The sequence below is a fragment of the Streptomyces echinoruber genome, from assembly GCF_014651135.1.
GTDB classification, from domain to species: domain Bacteria; phylum Actinomycetota; class Actinomycetes; order Streptomycetales; family Streptomycetaceae; genus Streptomyces; species Streptomyces echinoruber.
Genome location: NZ_BMWH01000018.1, coordinates 138972 through 155030, shown reverse-complemented (window position 1 = coordinate 155030; position 16059 = coordinate 138972). Strand labels below are relative to the sequence as shown.

Genomic DNA, 16059 nt, shown 5'->3' with positions numbered 1-16059 from the left:
GGGGCGCGCGGGCGTCCGGCGCGCGCTCCGGCGCGGGGCGGCGGGCCGCGCACCGGCGCCGGGCCCGGACCGCCGGGCGCGCCGACGCCGGGATGCGCCGCCTGCTGCCGCAGGCGCTGGTCGTCGCCTTCCTGGCCGGCGGCACCACCGCCTTCGTCGCCCAGGACAAGGCCGTCCAGCTCGACGTCGACGGCCGCACCCGCACCCTGCACACCTTCGCCGACGACGTCTCCGGGCTGCTGGCCGAGGAGGGCGTGCGAGTCGGCGCACACGACCTGGTCGCGCCCGCCCCCGGCACCGGTCTGAGCAGCGGCGACGAGATCGCCGTACGGCACGGCCGCCCCGTCCGGCTCACCCTGGACGGCCGACGGCGCCAGGTGTGGACCACGGCCCGCACCGTGGACGAGGCGCTGCGGCAGCTCGGCGTGCGCGCCGAGGGCGCGTACCTGTCGGCCTCCCGCTCCCGGCCCATCGGACGCGCCGGACTCGCCCTCGACGTGCGCACCGAACGCACGGTGACCGTCCTGGCCGACGGCCGCGCCCGCACCGTCCGCACCAACGCCGCCACCGTCCGCGAGGCCGTCGAGGAGGCCGGCGTCACCCTGCGCGGCCAGGACGCCACCTCCGTGCCGCCGGGCAGCTTCCCGCGCGACGGGCAGACCGTCACCGTGCTGCGCGTCACCGGTCGCAGGGAGACCACGGAGGAGCCGATCCCCTTCGCCGTCCGGCGCACCGAGGACCCCTCCCTCCTCACCGGCACCGAGGTCGTCGACCAGCCCGGGCGGGTGGGCGTCCGGCGGATCACCTACGCCCTGCGCGTCGTCAACGGCGTCCGCCAGAAGCCGCACCGCGTGCGCAGCGAGGTCGTGCGCGAGCCCGTCCCGCGTGTCGTGCGGGTCGGCACCCGGCCGCACCCCCGCTCCGTCGCCGGCACCGACCACCTCGACTGGCGGGGCCTGGCCGCCTGCGAGTCCGGCGGCCGGCCGCACGCCGCCGACTCCTCCGGCACCTACGGCGGCCTCTACCAGTTCGACCTGATCACCTGGCACGCCCTCGGCGGCACGGGGCGCCCCCAGGACGCGCCGGCGGAGGAGCAGACCTACCGGGCGAAGAAGCTGTACGTGCGGCGGGGGACGGCGCCGTGGCCGCACTGCGGGGAGCGGCTGCGGTCGTAGGGCCGCCGCCCGTCGCACCGGCCGACCTGGGCCACCGCGCCCGGCCCGCCCCCGTACCCTTGTCCCGTGAGCAGCACCCCCGACGCCCTCCTGGGGCCCGCCGACGTCCGCGAGCTGGCGGCGGCCCTCGGCGTACGCCCGACGAAACAGCGCGGCCAGAACTTCGTGATCGACGCGAACACGGTCCGCCGCATCGTCCGCACCGCCGACGTCCGCCCCGACGACGTCGTCGTGGAGGTCGGCCCGGGTCTCGGCTCGCTCACCCTCGCCCTGCTGGAGGTCGCCGACCGCGTCACGGCGGTGGAGATCGACGACGTCCTGGCCGCGGCCCTGCCGGCGACGATCGCCGCCCGCATGCCCGACCGCGCCGGCCGTTTCGCGCTGGTCCACTCCGACGCGCTGCACGTGACGGAGCTGCCGGGCCCGCCCCCGACGGCACTGGTGGCGAACCTGCCGTACAACGTCGCCGTGCCCGTGCTGCTGCACATGCTCGACACCTTCCCGAGCATCGAGCGCGCCCTGGTCATGGTCCAGGCGGAGGTAGCCGACCGCCTGTCGGCGGCGCCCGGCTCGAAGGTGTACGGCGTGCCGAGCGTGAAGGCGAACTGGTACGCCGAGATCCGGCGGGCCGGCGCGATCGGCCGCAACGTCTTCTGGCCGGCGCCCAACGTCGACAGCGGCCTGGTCTCCCTCACCCGCCGCCCGGAGCCGGTCAGGACCTCCGCGACGAAGGAGGAGGTGTTCGCGGTCGTCGACGCGGCGTTCGCGCAGCGCCGCAAGACGCTGCGGGCGGCGCTGGCCGGCTGGGCCGGGTCGGCGGCGGCCGCGGAGGCCGCGCTGCTGACCGCGGGCATCTCGCCGCAGGCGCGCGGCGAGTCCCTCACCGTCGAGGAGTTCGCGCGCATCGCCGAGCAGCGAAGCGCCGCGGACCCCAAACGCGCCGCCGCACGCGGGAAGATCGCCGGGCAGGCCGGACAAGTCGAACAGGCCGGGCAGGCCGAACAGGCAGCCGCCGCCGGACCCGAAGCAGCCGCCGGACCCGAAGCAGCCGCCGGACCCGAAGCCGTCGCCGAGCGCGCGGCGGCCGTCGCCGCCCACTCCAAGGAGCCCGGTCAGCAGTGAGCGTCACCGTTCGCGTCCCCGCCAAGGTCAACGTGCAGCTCGCGGTGGGCGCCGCCCGCCCCGACGGCTACCACGACCTGGCCAACGTCTTCCTCGCGGTCGGCCTGTACGACGAGGTCACCGCCACCCCGGCCGACGAGCTGCGCGTCACGTGCGCGGGCCCCGACGCCGCCCAGGTCCCCCTGGACCGCACCAACCTCGCCGCCCGCGCCGCCCTCGCCCTCGCCGAGCGGCACGGCCTCGAGGCGGCCGTGCACCTGCACATCGCCAAGGACATCCCGGTCGCCGGCGGCATGGCGGGCGGCAGCGCGGACGGCGCGGCCGCGCTGCTGGCCTGCGACGCGCTGTGGGGCACGGGCGCCGACCGCGAGGAACTCCTCGACATCTGCGCCGAGCTGGGCAGCGACGTGCCGTTCGCGCTGGTCGGCGGGGCGGCGCTGGGCACCGGGCGCGGGGAGCGGCTGACCGCCCTGGAGGTCGGCGGCACCTTCCACTGGGTGTTCGCGGTGGCCGAGCGCGGGCTGTCCACCCCGGCGGTGTTCCGGGAGTTCGACCGGCTGGCCGAGGGCCGCACCCTCCCCGAGCCGGTCGCCTCCCAGGACCTCCTGGACGCTCTCGCCAAGGGCGACGCGGACGCGCTCGCCGACGCCGTCTGCAACGACCTGCAGCCCGCCGCGCTGTCCCTCTTCCCGGAACTGGCCGACACCCTCGCGGCCGGCCGCGCCGCCGGCGCCCTCACCGGCCTGGTCTCCGGCTCGGGCCCCACCACGGCGTTCCTCGTCCGCGACGCCGCGGCGGCGCGGGAGGTGGCTAAGGCCCTGCGCGCGTCGGGCACCTGCCGCACCGCGCGGGTGGCGGCGGGGCCGGTGCCGGGGGCGACGGTGGTCTGACGGTGGTCTGACAGTGGTCCGAGGACGCGGAACCGGAACCGGAACTGGAACCGGAACCGGGCCTCTTCGGGCAGGCCCTACGCTGGAAGGCCGATCCATCCCCGCGCGCAGGAGAGAAATGGCCGTCAACCTGGTCAATGTCGAGAACGTCAGCAAGGTGTACGGCACCCGCACCCTGCTGGACGGCGTGTCGCTCGGCGTGTCCGAGGGGGACCGGATCGGCGTCGTCGGGCGCAACGGTGACGGCAAGACGACCCTGATCCGGATGCTGGCGAAGCTGGAGGAGGCCGACGCCGGCCGGGTCACGCACGCCGGCGGGCTGCGGCTGGGCGTGCTCACCCAGCACGACTCCCTCGACCCCGAGGCGACCGTGCGGCACGAGGTCGTCGGCGACATGGCCGACCACGAGTGGGCGGGCGACGCCCGCATTCGGGACGTGCTGACCGGGCTGTTCGGCGGGCTGGACCTGCCGGGCTTCCCCAAGGGCCTGGACACCGTGATCGGACCGCTCTCCGGCGGCGAGCGGCGCCGCATCGCGCTCGCCAAGCTGCTCATCGCCGAGCAGGACCTGATCGTCCTGGACGAGCCCACCAACCACCTCGACGTCGAGGGCATCGCCTGGCTCGCCCGGCACCTGCAGAGCCGCCGCTCGGCCCTGGTGTGCGTGACGCACGACCGGTGGTTCCTGGACCAGGTGTGCACGCGCATGTGGGACGTGCAGCGCGGCGTGGTGCACGAGTACGAGGGCGGCTACTCCGACTACGTCTTCGCCCGCGCCGAACGCGAGCGCATCGCCGCCTCCGAGGAGGCCAAGCGGCAGAACCTGATCCGCAAGGAGCTGGCGTGGCTGCGCCGCGGCGCCCCCGCCCGCACCTCCAAGCCCCGCTTCCGCGTCGAGGCCGCCAACGAGCTCATCAAGGACGTGCCGCCGCCGCGCGACAGCGGCGAGCTGATGCGGTTCGCCTCGTCCCGGCTCGGCAAGACGGTCTTCGACCTGGAGGACGTCACCGTCCAGGCCGGCCCCAAGGTGCTGCTGGAGCACGTCACCTGGCAGCTCGGCCCCGGCGACCGCATCGGCCTCGTCGGCGTCAACGGCGCCGGCAAGACGTCCCTGCTGCGCGCCCTCGCCGACGCCGCCGCCAGTGACGGCGAGAAGCAGCCCGCGGGCGGCCGCATCCGCGTCGGCCGGACAGTGAAACTGGCCTACCTCTCCCAGGAGGTCGCCGAACTCGACCCCGCATGGCGTGTCCTGGAGGCCGTCCAGCGGGTGCGCGAGCGCGTCGACCTCGGCAAGGGCCGGGAGATGACCGCCAGTCAGCTCTGCGAGACGTTCGGCTTCGACAAGGACAAGCAGTGGACGCCCGTCGGCGACCTCTCCGGCGGCGAGCGGCGCCGGCTGCAACTGCTGCGGCTGCTGATGGACGAGCCCAACGTGCTCTTCCTCGACGAGCCCACCAACGACCTCGACATCGAGACCCTCACCCAGTTGGAGGACCTCCTCGACGGCTGGCCCGGCTCGATGATCGTCATCTCCCACGACCGGTTCTTCATCGAGCGCACCACCGACCGCGTCTACGCCCTGCTCGGCGACGGCACCCTGCGCATGCTGCCCCGCGGCATCGACGAGTATCTGGAGCGGCGGCAGCGGATGGAGCAGCGGGCCGCCGCCTCCGCACCGGCGGCCGCACCGCGGCCCGCGGCCGGCAAGCCCGAGAAGAGCGCCGCCGACCAGCGCGCCGCCAAGAAGGAACTGCAGAAGATCGAGCGGCAGTTGGACCGGATCGCGGAGCAGGAGTCCGCGCTGCACGCCCGGATCGCCGAGCACGCCACCGACTTCGCCAAGGTGGCCGAACTCGACGCCGAGCTGCGGGAACTGGCGGGCCGGCGCGAGGAACTGGAGCTGCGCTGGCTGGAACTCGCCGAGGACGTGTGACCGGCCGAGCCGGGCCGTGAAGAGGGCGTGAAGACGCGTAACGGCGGCATCACGGCCCGGTTCGCCCTTGGGAACAGGGGCGGTCTCGGGCCGGTGCCCGGTCGGCGCCGGGTGATAGAAAGAGCCGTCCGAGAACTGTCTGAGAACTGACTGAAAACGGCTCCGGGTCCAGCGCGTGCCTCGGGGGCGTGGCGAGAAATCAGTGAGCAAGGGGGATGCGCTGATGAGTCAGCCGCCGCACGGTCCGCAGCAGCCGAACCAGCCGCCGCAGGGCGACGGATCCGGCGCACCCGGGGATCCCCGGCAGGCCGTGCCCGCGCCGCCGGCCCAGCCGCCCGGGACACCCCCGGCCCCGCAGACCCCGCCGCCCCCGCAGACCCCGCCGGCCGCCGCACCGCAGCCCGGCTACGGCTATCCGCAGCAGCCCGGCCCGTACGCCCAGCCGGGCCCCTACGGACAACCCGGTCCGTACGCCCAGCCGGGCCCCTACGGACAGCCGGGCCAGCCAGGACAGCCGGGACAGCCGGGCCCGTACGCCCAGCCGCAGCAGCCGGGCGCGGGCCCCTACGGCTACCCGCAGCAGCCCGGTTACGGCTACCCGCAGCCTCCCTATCCGAACGCGCCCGGCATGCCCGGCACTCCGGCGCCCGGCGGCGGCTCCCGCAACCCCCTCAAGGGCAAACCGCTGCTCGCCGCCGCGGCCGCCGTGGTCGCGCTGCTCGTCGTCGGCGGCACGGTGTGGGCCGTCGCCGGCGACGGCGGCGACGGCAAGAAGCCCGTCGCCGGACGGAGCGGCGGCGCCAAGCCCTCCGCCGCCGACAGCCCCGTCAACCCCGGCGACGGCCGCGGCGACGGCGGCGCCGACCCGGAGAACCTCAACGACGGCCGCAAGCCCGGCGAGTCGAAGGTGCTGTGGTACAAGGAGGCGCCCGACGCACCCGGTTCCGGCGCCGACGCCCCCGGCATGTGGATCACCGACAAGACGGCGGTGAAGGCCGCGTACAAGGAGGTCGTCGCCTACAACGTCGGCAACGGCAACCCGACCTGGGACCCCGTCACCTTCCCGCAGAAGATCTGCGCGGTCACCCCGCACCAGTCGGCCGACGACAAGGTCGTCGTCGCCTACGAGAGCGGCACCGGCAGCCGCGCCAAGTGCAACCAGCTCCAGCAGATCGACCTGGACACCGGCAAGAAGGGCTGGCACCTCGAGGTCGACGACGGCGCCCTGTTCGACAACACCGTCACCCTCGACCTGTCCCTCACCGGCAGCACGCTGATGGTGGGCCGCGCGCAGTCCGGCGTCGCCTACGACATCGGCTCCGGCCGGAAGCTGTTCGACAAGCAGCGCTACGGCCAGGCGTGCTTCCCCACCGCGTTCGCCGGCGGCGCCCGGCTGATCTCGGTCGCCTCCTGCGGCGCCGGCGGCTCCAACGAGCACGACGAGGTGCAGGAACTCGACCCGAAGACCGGCAAGGCCCGGTGGACCACGAAGATCCCCAAGGGCTGGCGGGTCACCCGCACCTACTCCCTCGACCCGGTCGTGCTCTACCTGACCGACGAGGACAACAAGCACTGGAACATCTCGACCCTCAAGGACGACGGCACCATCCGCTCCCAGGTCGACACCGAGGAGTCCTTCGCCCCCCAGTGCGGCTGGGCGTTCCTCCAGCGCGAGCTGCAGGGCTGCCGGGGCGTCGCGGCCGACCAGGAGAACCTCTACCTGCCCACCGAGGCCTCCAGCGGCCCCAACGAGATCGTCGCCATCAGCCTCGCCACCGGCAAGGAGAAGTGGCGCGTGAAGTCCCCCGGGGACACCTCGATGATGCCGATGAAGGTCGAGGACGGAAAGCTCATCGCGTACGTGGAGCCGTCCTACGACGCCGGCGGCCAGGTCGTCTCCGTCCCCACGGCCGGTTCCGCGCACCGCACGACGAAGCTGCTGCAGAACCCGCAGAGCACCGCCGAGATCGAGGACGGCTTCTACGCGAAGGACGTCGACTGGGTCGACGGGCGCTTCTACCTCTCCACCACCCGGCTGACCGGCAACGACGACGCGAAGGAGAAGCTGATGCTCGCCTTCGGCAAGTGAGACTCCGCCGCGCCGCACGCCTTTTTTCGCCCCCCGCCCCGCCCGACGGTCCGTTCCCGACGAGGTCCCCGCGATGAGCCAGCCCCCCCAGCAGCCGTCCCAACCCCCCCAGCAGTCGCCGCAGCCCCCTCAGCAGCCGCCGCAGCCGCCCCAGCAACAGGCGGCGCAGCCGCAGCAACCGCAGCAGGACGGCTCGTCGCAGCCGCCGCAGCCGTCGCAGGGCGGCTTCGGTCCGCCCCAGGGTCGGCCGGCCGCCCCGTCGCAGCCGGACACCCCGGATCTGTCCAAGAACCCGCAGCCGGGCTACGGTTACCCGCAGCAGCCCGCCCAGCCTCCGCAGCAGCCCGCGGGCCCGCCCCCGCAGGCACCCGGCTACGGCTACCCGCAAGCTCCCCAACCGCCCCAGCCGCCCCCGGGCTACGGCTACCCGCAGCAGCAGCCCCACCCCTATGCGGCGTACGGCACTCCGCAGCCCGGTTACGGCTACCCGGGTGCCCCCGGTGCACCGGGCGGCCCCGGCTTCCCCACCGTGCCGATGCACCCGCAGGCCCCGCAGCCGGCCGGCGGCGGGAAGCTCAGCGCCCAGGCGCTGATCATCGTCGCCGCGGTGGTCGCCATCGCGCTGATCATCGGCGGCGGCGTGTGGTACGCCACGTCCTCCGGCGGCAGCGGGAAGAAGGACGACACCGCGAGCTCCAGCGGCGGCCAGGACGGCAAGGACGGCAAGGGCGGCGGCACCGGCTCCGGCGGGGAGGAGAAGGCGCCCGCCGACCCGGCCTCGCACGTCCTCTTCCAGGTCCCGATGCCGAAGGCCGACAAGGACAGCACCTACGTCACCTCCGGCTCCTGGCTCACCGACAAGGTGTACGCCAAGAGCGGCATCGCCGAGATCGTCGGCTACGACCCCGACAAGGGCACCAAGCTGTGGACGATCAAGCTGCCCGGCCCGGTGTGCGAGGCCAGCCGCTTCATGACCGACGACCACCGCACGGCGATCCTCTACCAGCCGAAGATGCCCCCCAAGGGCTCCTCGGCCGGCTGCAGCCAGGTCGCCGCGATCGACCTCGACGCCGGCCGGAAGCTGTGGACGCAGACCGCCAAGGAGGGCGACGAGCCGATCAGCTTCGACAACATCACGGTCAGCGCGGACACCGTCGCCGTGGGCAGCACCAGCGGCGGCGCCGCCTTCGACCTCGCCACCGGCAAGGCCCGCTGGACGCCCAAGCCCAGCGACAGCTGCTACGACGCCGGCTACGGCGGCGGGCCCAAGCTGGTCGCGGTGCGCAAGTGCGGCCCGTACGACCAGCGGCAGCTGCACATCCAGACCCTCGACCCGAAGTCCGGGAAGGTCGTCTCCGAGTACGTGATGGCCAAGGGCATCGAGTACGCCAGCGTCGTGTCGACCGACCCGCTGGTGGTCGCCGCCGACGTCGGCGACAGTGCGGGCGACGGCAGCGGCATCTCCGACTTCTTCTCCGTGGACAACCGGACCGGCAGGCTGCGCGCCCGCATCTCCGTGCCCGGCGACAAGTACGCGGCCCGCTGCGACGGCATCACCCGGGTCGAGAAGTGCAGCGGTATCGCGGTCGGCAACGACCGGATCTACGTGCCCACCGAGGAGCACGACGGCAGCGCCGACTACAGCCAGACCAACGAGATCGTCGCGTTCGACCTGGCCACCGGCAAGCCGACCGGGCAGCGCGCGGACGCCGGCGACGGCTACACGATCACGCCGCTGCGCATGGACGGCGGCAACGTCATCGCCTACAAGCGCCCGCCGTACGACAAGGGCGGCCAGATCGTGAGCATCGACGGCGGCAGCTTCAAGGAGACCAAGCTGCTGGAGAACCCCGCCACCGAGGCCGTCCGGGACGCGGAGACGACGATGTCCCCCGACTACGCGGAGATCCTCTACGCGCGGGGCCACCTGTACATGTCGGCCGTGTTCGCCCACAAGACGACGTCGTCGTACGGGCAGGAGTACCTGGCGATCGCGTTCGGCACGGGCGGCTGACCCGGCGCGGGCCCTCTCCGTTCCTCCCGTCCCGCATCCCTCCCGCCGTCCCCGCCGTCCCCGAAAGCACGGAAGGTGCGGAAGGCGAGGAAAGCAGGGAAAGGTGAGGGAAGCGGGAAACGGCGGGGAATGGCGAGGAATAGCGAGGAATTTCGACGATCCGGGACGCTTCTCGCCGGTAGGGGCAGCGCGACGTCGAACGAGCGTGTAGCTTCCGGTGGATCGGACCGGGTGTACGGCGGGCGAGGAGGGCGGGGAGACCTCTTCGCCCGCCGGACCAGTGGGCGGCCCTGGTGGGCGGCCACGGGGTGGGACTGGGGGGTTGCTCGATGGGAGTGCGGCTCATGGTGGTCGACGACCACCGTCTGCACGCCGAGGCGCTGGCCTCGGCGCTGAAGCTGCGGGGCCACCGGGTGCTGGCCGCGGCCGCGCCGGTCGCGGGCGCGGCGGACCTGGTGATCGCGCGCGTGCCGGAGGTGTGCCTGCTGGGCACGGCGACGCCGGCCGAGCCCGGCACGTTCGACCCGGTGGCGAAGATCAAGCGGGAGCGTCCGCAGGTCGCCGTGGTCGTCCTGGGCCCGGTGCCCAGCCCGCGCGGCATCGCCGCCGCGTTCGCCGCGGGCGCCTCGGGCTACGTACGGCACGACGAGCGCATCGAGGGCGTGGAGCGGGCGATGACGAAGGCGCGGGCGGGCGAGGCGGCCGTCGCCCCGCAGCTTCTGCAGGACGCGTTCGCGGAGCTGCTCAACCCCGCCGAGCAGCCCGACGACGAGGGCCGGCGGCTGCTGCAGATGCTCACCCCGCGGGAGGTCGAGGTGCTGGTCCGGGTCGCCGAGGGCGAGGACACCCGGCTCATCGCCGCGGGCATGGGCATCGCCCCCTCCACCGCCCGCACCCACGTGCAGCGCGTCCTGATGAAGCTCAACGTCGGCTCCCGTCTGGAGGCGGCCGCCCTGGCGGCCCGCACGGGCCTGCTGGACCGCGCGGGCCCGCTCGCCCGCGTGCGGCAGGCGGACCCGGCCGGCACCGGGGACGGCCGGCCGGAACTCTAGGGACCGGGCGGCCGACGGGACCGGGCGGCCGACGGGACCGGGCGGCCTTCGGCCCCGGGCGGCCTTCGGCCCCGGAGCCGGCCTTCGGCCCCGGCCCCGCGGGAGGCCGGGCCGCTCAGGGATCAGGTCACGAACCGGGCGGCGCCGGGCCGCCCCGGTCCGGCGCCGCCCGCCGTCACTCCGCCTGCTTCCGCTCCTCCAGCAGCTCCTCCACCGGCGGCGGGGCCGGCGGGCGCAGCTTCATCCAGACCAGGAAGAAGACGCCGAGGAGCAGCATGCCGATGCCGGTCCACAGGTTGATGTTCACGCCCACGGCCTTGTGGATCGCGGCGTCGGAGGCGGTGAGGCCGGCGATCGTGACGATGACGCCGTAGAGCACGAACAGGCCGCCGATGATGCGCCGCAGGTCGAAGATGCGGGCCGCGGTCGCGGACTTCTGCTCCAGCTCGGAGACCTCCCGCAGGACGTCCTGCTCGGAGTACTCGGAGTGCTCGGAGTGCTCGGAGAAGCCGGAGTACCCGGAGTTCTCGGGGGTGCCGGGGTTGTCAGCCATGGTCCTTCAATCCTCCCGCGGTCAGAGCGAGAACGGGATGTAGCACAGGGCGGCCAGGACGATCGCGCTCCAGCCGAGCAGCGCGGGCCTGCGGTACCAGGCGTCGTCGCCGGCGGCGGGAGGCTCGGACATGCCGGGGATGGGGGTGCCCCCGGACGAAGTCTGGGGGAGGGTGCCGTAGACGAGTCCTTGGAGCTGCTCCTCGGTGCGCGGCTTGGTGAACAGCGACACGACGAACATCACCACCGCGCCGGCCACGAAGCCGGCGATCGCGGAGACGAAGTTGGCGCCCTGGTCGGAGGGGATGTCGACGATGCCCTGCTTGTAGAGGACGAAGTAGTTCACCATCGCCGCCGTGGTGCCGGCGAGCAGACCCCAGAAGCCGGACTTCATCGACGCGCGCTTCCAGAACATGCCGACGATGAAGACGACGAACATCGGCACGTTGAAGAAGGAGAACAGCGTCTGCAGGTAGGCCATGATGTTCGAGAACGACGAGGCCAGGAACGCCGTCCCGATCGAGGCGAGCACGCCGATGGCGGTGATGATCCGGCCGAAGCGCACGTAGTAGGAGTCCTCGCGGCCCTTGACGACGTACCTGCTCCAGATGTCGTTGGTGAACACGGTGTTGAAGGACGACACGTTGGCCGCCATGCCCGCCATGAACGCCGCCAGCAGGCCGGTGACCGCGATGCCGAGCACGCCGTTGGGCAGCAGCTCCTGCATCAGGTAGGGGATGGCGTCGTTGTACTGCAGGTCGGAGCCGGAGGTGCCGATCTTCGGCACGAGCGCGGCGGCGGCCAGGCCGGGGATCATCACCAGGAAGACGATGAAGATCTTCGGGAAGGCGGCGATGAGCGGGGTGCGCTGGGCGGCGGAGAGGTTCTTCGCGGACAGCGCGCGCTGCACCTCGGCGAAGTTGGTCGTCCAGTAGCCGAAGGACAGCACGAAGCCGAGGCCGAGGACGATGGTCAGCCAGTTGGCGCCCAGCGGGTTGGGGCTGCCGATGCCGGTGCCGCCCCAGGCGGTGGTGAAGTTCGCGCCGTGCTCGGCGGTGAGCTTGTCGGTCAGGCCGTCCCAGCCGCCGACCTTCTTCAGGCTCAGCGCGACGATCGGGATGAGGGCGGCGAGGATCACGAAGAACTGCAGCACCTCGTTGTAGATCGCCGACGACAGGCCGCCCAGGGTGATGTACGCCAGCACGAAGAAGCCGGCGACGACGATCGCCACCCACTGCGGCCAGCCCAGCAGCGCCTCGACGACGATCGCGAGGGCGTAGAGGTTGACGCCGGAGATGAGGATGGCCGCGAAGGCGAACAGGATCGAACTCAGCAGGTGCGCTCCCCGGTCGAAGCGCAGCAGCAGGAACTCCGGCACGGAGCGGACCTTGGAGCCGTAGTAGAACGGCATCATCACCAGGCCCAGGAAGACCATGGCCGGGATGGCGCCGATCCAGTACCAGTGCACGGTGTACGCGCCGTACTGGGCGCTGTTGGCGGCCATGCCCATGATCTCGGTGGCGGCCAGGTTGGCGGAGATGAACGCCAGGCCGGTGATCCAGGCCGGCAGCGAGCGTCCGGAGAGGAAGAAGTCGAGGCTGGTCTTGACCGAGCGGCGGGCGGCGAAGCCGATGCCGAGGACCACGGCGAAGTAGATCGCGAGGATCGTGTAGTCCAGCCCGTTCGTCGGGAGCCGTAGCTCCGCCGCCAGATATGTAGGGGTCTGCATGCGTACTCGCTTCGTTGCGCGAACTGATCCTGAGCGGAACCTACGTCTCGGCGTTCAGTATGTGAACACTTTTGATGAAGGTCTTTGTTTGATTGTGATGGGAAAGTCTCTGATCGGTTGTGGTGTGTTATGTTTGATTGTGTTGGGTGATTGGGTGGGGAGCCAAGGCCACAGGGAGTCCGGAGTGAAGAAGACCTCGACCCGGCTGGCGGACGGACGCGAGCTGATCTACTACGACCTGCGCGACGACACCGTGCGGGACGCCGTGGACCGCCGCCCGCTCGAACGGACCGTCACGCGCTCCGAAATCCGCCACGACGCGCTGCTCGGCGACTCGGTCGCGATCGCCTCGCACCGGCAGGGCCGCACCTACCACCCGCCGGCCGACCAGTGCCCCCTGTGCCCGTCCCGCGGCGAGCGGCTCAGCGAGATCCCCGGCTCCTCCTACGACGTCGTGGTCTTCGAGAACCGCTTCCCCTCCCTGGCCGGCGACTGCGGCCGCTGCGAGGTGGTGTGCTTCACCCCCGACCACGACGCCTCCTTCGCCGACCTGAGCGAGGAGCAGGCGCGCCTGGTCCTGGACGCCTGGACCGACCGCACCGCCGAGCTGTCGCATCTGCCCTCCGTGAAGCAGGTGTTCTGTTTCGAGAACCGGGGCGCGGAGATCGGCGTGACCCTCCAGCATCCCCACGGGCAGATCTACGCCTACCCCTTCCTCACCCCCCGCACCGCGCTGATGCTGCGCTCCCTCGCAGCCCACAAGGCGACGTCCGGCGGCGAGAACCTCTTCGACGTCGTCCTGGAGAGGGAACGCGCCGGGGAGCGGGTCGTCCTGGCGGGTGAACACTGGGTGGCCTTCGTGCCGTACGCGGCGCACTGGCCCTACGAGGTCCACCTGTACCCCCGGCGCCGCGTCCCCGACCTGCTCGCGCTCGACGAGGCGGCCCGCGCCGAGTTCCCCCGGATCTACCTGGACCTCTTGAGGCGCTTCGACCGGATCTTCGGCGAAGGGGAGCCCCCGACGCCGTACATCGCCGCCTGGCACCAGGCCCCGTTCGGCCGGCTGGAGGGGTACGAGGGCGTCACACGCGACGAGTTCGCGCTCCACCTCGAGCTTTTCACCATCCGCCGAACCTCCGGCAAGCTGAAGTTCCTCGCGGGTTCCGAATCCGGCATGAGCGTGTTCATCAACGACGTGCCGCCGGAGCGCGCGGCCGAACGACTGCGAGAGGTAGCTGGTTCATGAGCGGCAAGTATCTGGTCACGGGCGGCGCGGGATACATCGGCAGCGTGGTCGCCCAGCACCTGCTGGAGGCCGGCCACGAGGTCACCGTCCTGGACAACCTCTCGACGGGGTTCCGCGAGGGGGTGCCCGCGGGGGCGGCCTTCATCGAGGGCGACATCCGCGACGCCGCCAAGTGGCTGGACGACTCCTACGACGGCGTGCTGCACTTCGCCGCGTTCTCGCAGGTCGGCGAGTCGGTGGTGAAGCCGGAGAAGTACTGGGACAACAACGTCGGCGGCACCATGGCGCTGCTGGAGGCGATGCGCGCCGCGGGCGTGCGCCGGCTCGTCTTCTCCTCCACGGCGGCCACCTACGGCGAGCCGGAGCAGGTCCCGATCGTCGAGACCGCCCCCACCCGGCCCACCAACCCCTACGGCGCCTCCAAGCTGGCCGTCGACCACATGATCACCGGTGAGGCGGCCGCCCACGGCCTGGGCGCGGTCTCCCTGCGCTACTTCAACGTGGCCGGCGCCTACGGCGCGTACGGCGAGCGCCACGACCCCGAGTCGCACCTCATCCCGCTGGTGCTGCAGGTCGCGCAGGGCAGGCGGGAGGCGATCTCCATCTACGGCGACGACTACCCGACGCCGGACGGCACCTGCATCCGCGACTACATCCACGTGGCGGACCTGGCCGAGGCCCACCTGCTCGCCCTGGACGCCGCCGAGCCCGGCGAGCACCTGATCTGCAACCTCGGCAACGGCAACGGCTTCTCCGTGCGCGAGGTCGTCGAGACGGTCCGCCGGGTCACCGGCCACCCGATCCCGGAGGTGATCGCCCCGCGCCGCGGCGGCGACCCGGCCGTCCTGGTGGCCTCCGCCGACACCGCCCGCGAGAAGCTGGGCTGGAACCCCTCCCGCGCCGACCTGGCGGGCATCGTCAGGGACGCCTGGGAGTTCGCGCAGCGGCGCGCTCGGTAGCCGCACCGAAGCAGCTGCGCCGAGTAGCCGCGCCGAGGTAGCTGCGCTGAGTAGGACACACAGGAAAGGTCAGGGGTCAGGGATGAGCGAGGCTGCCGCGGGGACCGTCGCCGAGCGGTTCCGAGAGCTGTACGGGGCGGACCCGGAGGGGGTGTGGGCGGCGCCGGGCCGGGTCAACCTGATCGGCGAGCACACCGATTACAACGACGGCTTCGTCATGCCGTTCGCCCTGCCGCACACCACGGTGGCGGCGGTGTCGCGCCGCACGGACGGCGTGCTGCGCCTGCACTCGCAGGACATCGCAGGCGCGACGGGCGCGGCGGGCGGGACCGGCGGCGTCGTCGAACTGCGCGTGGCGGACCTGACCCCCGCCTCCGACCGGGAGTGGACGGCCTACCCGGCGGGCGTGGTGTGGGCGCTGCGCGCGGCCGGGCACGAGGTGACCGGCGCCGACGTCCACCTGGCCTCGACCGTTCCGGTGGGCGCGGGCCTGTCGTCGTCGGCGGCGCTGGAGGTCGTGGTGGCCCTGGCCCTGAACGACCTGTACGAACTGGGCCTGAAGGGCTGGCAGTTGGCCCGCCTGTGCCAGCGCGCGGAGAACGTCTACGTCGGCGCCCCGACCGGCATCATGGACCAGACGGCGTCGGCATGCTGCCAGGACGGCCACGCCCTGTTCCTCGACACCCGCGACCTGTCCCAGCGCCAGGTCCCCTTCGACCCGACCGCGCACGGGCTGCGGCTGCTGGTCGTCGACACCCGCGTCCAGCACGCCCACAGCGGCGGCGAGTACGGCAGGCGCCGCGCCGGCTGCGAGAAGGGCGCGGCCCTGCTGGGTGTGGACGCCCTGCGGGACGTCGCCTTCGAGGAACTGGAGGCGGCGCTGGAGCGGCTGGGCGACGAGGAGGAGGTGCGCCGCCTGGTCCGCCACGTCGTCACCGAGAACCACCGCGTGGAGCGCGTGGTGTCCCTGCTGCAGGCGGGCGAGACGCACGCGATCGGCCCGGTCCTGACGGAGGGCCACGCCTCGCTGCGCGACGACTTCCGCATCTCCTGCCCCGAGCTGGACCTGGTCGTCGACACCGCCAACGCCGCGGGCGCGCTGGGGGCCCGCATGACCGGCGGCGGCTTCGGCGGCTGTGCGATCGTGCTGGTGCGGGAGGCGGACGTGGAGGCCCTGACGAAGGCCGTCCAGGACGCCTTCGCCGCGGCCGGCCGCACCGCGCCGCGGGTGTTCACCGCGGTGCCGTCGGCGGGGGCGCGGCGGATCGGGTGAGCTGCTGGGGCAGCGTGTACATCGG

General features: G+C 72.8%; 12 protein-coding genes. 10 read left to right on the top strand and 2 right to left on the bottom strand.

The features are described 5' to 3' along the window. From IE225_RS20930 to IE225_RS20900, 7 genes are all read left to right on the top strand, one after another. Window positions 1-1175 (top strand): resuscitation-promoting factor (locus IE225_RS20930; RefSeq protein WP_190059116.1); only part of this gene is annotated, 1175 nt, incomplete at its 5' end. A gap of 66 nt (window positions 1176-1241) precedes the next feature. Further along, window positions 1242-2297, top strand: a complete 1056-nt coding sequence (gene rsmA, locus IE225_RS20925) for a 16S rRNA (adenine(1518)-N(6)/adenine(1519)-N(6))-dimethyltransferase RsmA (RefSeq protein WP_190059115.1) — start codon at window positions 1242-1244, stop codon at window positions 2295-2297. Beyond that, on the top strand, window positions 2294-3187 hold the full coding sequence (locus IE225_RS20920; protein WP_190059114.1) for a 4-(cytidine 5'-diphospho)-2-C-methyl-D-erythritol kinase: 894 nt from the start codon (window positions 2294-2296) through the stop codon (window positions 3185-3187). The genes rsmA and IE225_RS20920 overlap by 4 nt, the downstream gene beginning before the upstream one ends. Before the next feature lie 118 nt (window positions 3188-3305). Next, the gene (locus tag IE225_RS20915; protein ID WP_190059113.1) at window positions 3306-5120 is read left to right on the top strand and encodes an ABC-F family ATP-binding cassette domain-containing protein; all 1815 of its coding nucleotides are present in this window, start codon (window positions 3306-3308) and stop codon (window positions 5118-5120) included. Window positions 5121-5343: 223 nt separating this feature from the next. Continuing rightward, window positions 5344-7209, top strand: coding sequence for an outer membrane protein assembly factor BamB family protein (locus IE225_RS20910; RefSeq protein WP_190059112.1), 1866 nt, complete (start codon window positions 5344-5346; stop codon window positions 7207-7209). Window positions 7210-7282: 73 nt separating this feature from the next. Then, window positions 7283-9223 (top strand): outer membrane protein assembly factor BamB family protein, encoded by a 1941-nt coding sequence (locus tag IE225_RS20905; RefSeq protein WP_190059111.1) that lies wholly within the window; start codon window positions 7283-7285, stop codon window positions 9221-9223. Between the two features lie 329 nt (window positions 9224-9552). Beyond that, on the top strand, window positions 9553-10275 hold the full coding sequence (locus tag IE225_RS20900; protein ID WP_190059110.1) for a response regulator transcription factor: 723 nt from the start codon (window positions 9553-9555) through the stop codon (window positions 10273-10275). 175 nt (window positions 10276-10450) lie between these two features. Here the strand turns inward: IE225_RS20900 and IE225_RS20895 are convergent, their stop codons facing one another. Both IE225_RS20895 and IE225_RS20890 read right to left on the bottom strand, forming a co-directional pair. Next, on the bottom strand, window positions 10451-10828 hold the full coding sequence (locus IE225_RS20895) for a hypothetical protein (RefSeq protein WP_190059109.1): 378 nt from the start codon (window positions 10826-10828) through the stop codon (window positions 10451-10453). 21 nt (window positions 10829-10849) lie between these two features. Beyond that, window positions 10850-12556 (bottom strand): sodium:solute symporter family protein, encoded by a 1707-nt coding sequence (locus IE225_RS20890; RefSeq protein ID WP_190059108.1) that lies wholly within the window; start codon window positions 12554-12556, stop codon window positions 10850-10852. Between the two features lie 184 nt (window positions 12557-12740). On the opposite strand from IE225_RS20890, the gene galT reads away from it, so the two are divergent. The 3 genes from galT to galK all read left to right on the top strand — a co-directional run bounded on the left by galT (window position 12741) and on the right by galK (window position 16034). Continuing rightward, window positions 12741-13802, top strand: a complete 1062-nt coding sequence (galT, locus tag IE225_RS20885; protein WP_190059107.1) for a galactose-1-phosphate uridylyltransferase — start codon at window positions 12741-12743, stop codon at window positions 13800-13802. After that, window positions 13799-14761, top strand: coding sequence for a UDP-glucose 4-epimerase GalE (galE, locus tag IE225_RS20880; protein ID WP_190059106.1), 963 nt, complete (start codon window positions 13799-13801; stop codon window positions 14759-14761). The genes galT and galE overlap by 4 nt, the downstream gene beginning before the upstream one ends. 82 nt (window positions 14762-14843) lie before the next feature. Then, window positions 14844-16034, top strand: a complete 1191-nt coding sequence (galK, locus tag IE225_RS20875; protein WP_190059105.1) for a galactokinase — start codon at window positions 14844-14846, stop codon at window positions 16032-16034. Window positions 16035-16059: the final 25 nt, after the last annotated feature.

What these genes read in the sequence shown, in the direction of transcription:
- IE225_RS20900 (WP_190059110.1), top strand. Translation starts at nt 9,553, where the DNA reads ATGGGAGTGCGGCTCATGGTGGTCGACGACCACCGTCTGCACGCCGAG.
- IE225_RS20895 (WP_190059109.1), bottom strand. Translation starts at nt 10,828, where the DNA reads ATGGCTGACAACCCCGGCACCCCCGAGAACTCCGGGTACTCCGGCTTC.
- IE225_RS20910 (WP_190059112.1), top strand. Translation starts at nt 5,344, where the DNA reads ATGAGTCAGCCGCCGCACGGTCCGCAGCAGCCGAACCAGCCGCCGCAG.
- galK (WP_190059105.1), top strand. Translation starts at nt 14,844, where the DNA reads ATGAGCGAGGCTGCCGCGGGGACCGTCGCCGAGCGGTTCCGAGAGCTG.
- IE225_RS20915 (WP_190059113.1), top strand. Translation starts at nt 3,306, where the DNA reads ATGGCCGTCAACCTGGTCAATGTCGAGAACGTCAGCAAGGTGTACGGC.
- IE225_RS20905 (WP_190059111.1), top strand. Translation starts at nt 7,283, where the DNA reads ATGAGCCAGCCCCCCCAGCAGCCGTCCCAACCCCCCCAGCAGTCGCCG.
- galE (WP_190059106.1), top strand. Translation starts at nt 13,799, where the DNA reads ATGAGCGGCAAGTATCTGGTCACGGGCGGCGCGGGATACATCGGCAGC.
- IE225_RS20890 (WP_190059108.1), bottom strand. Translation starts at nt 12,556, where the DNA reads ATGCAGACCCCTACATATCTGGCGGCGGAGCTACGGCTCCCGACGAAC.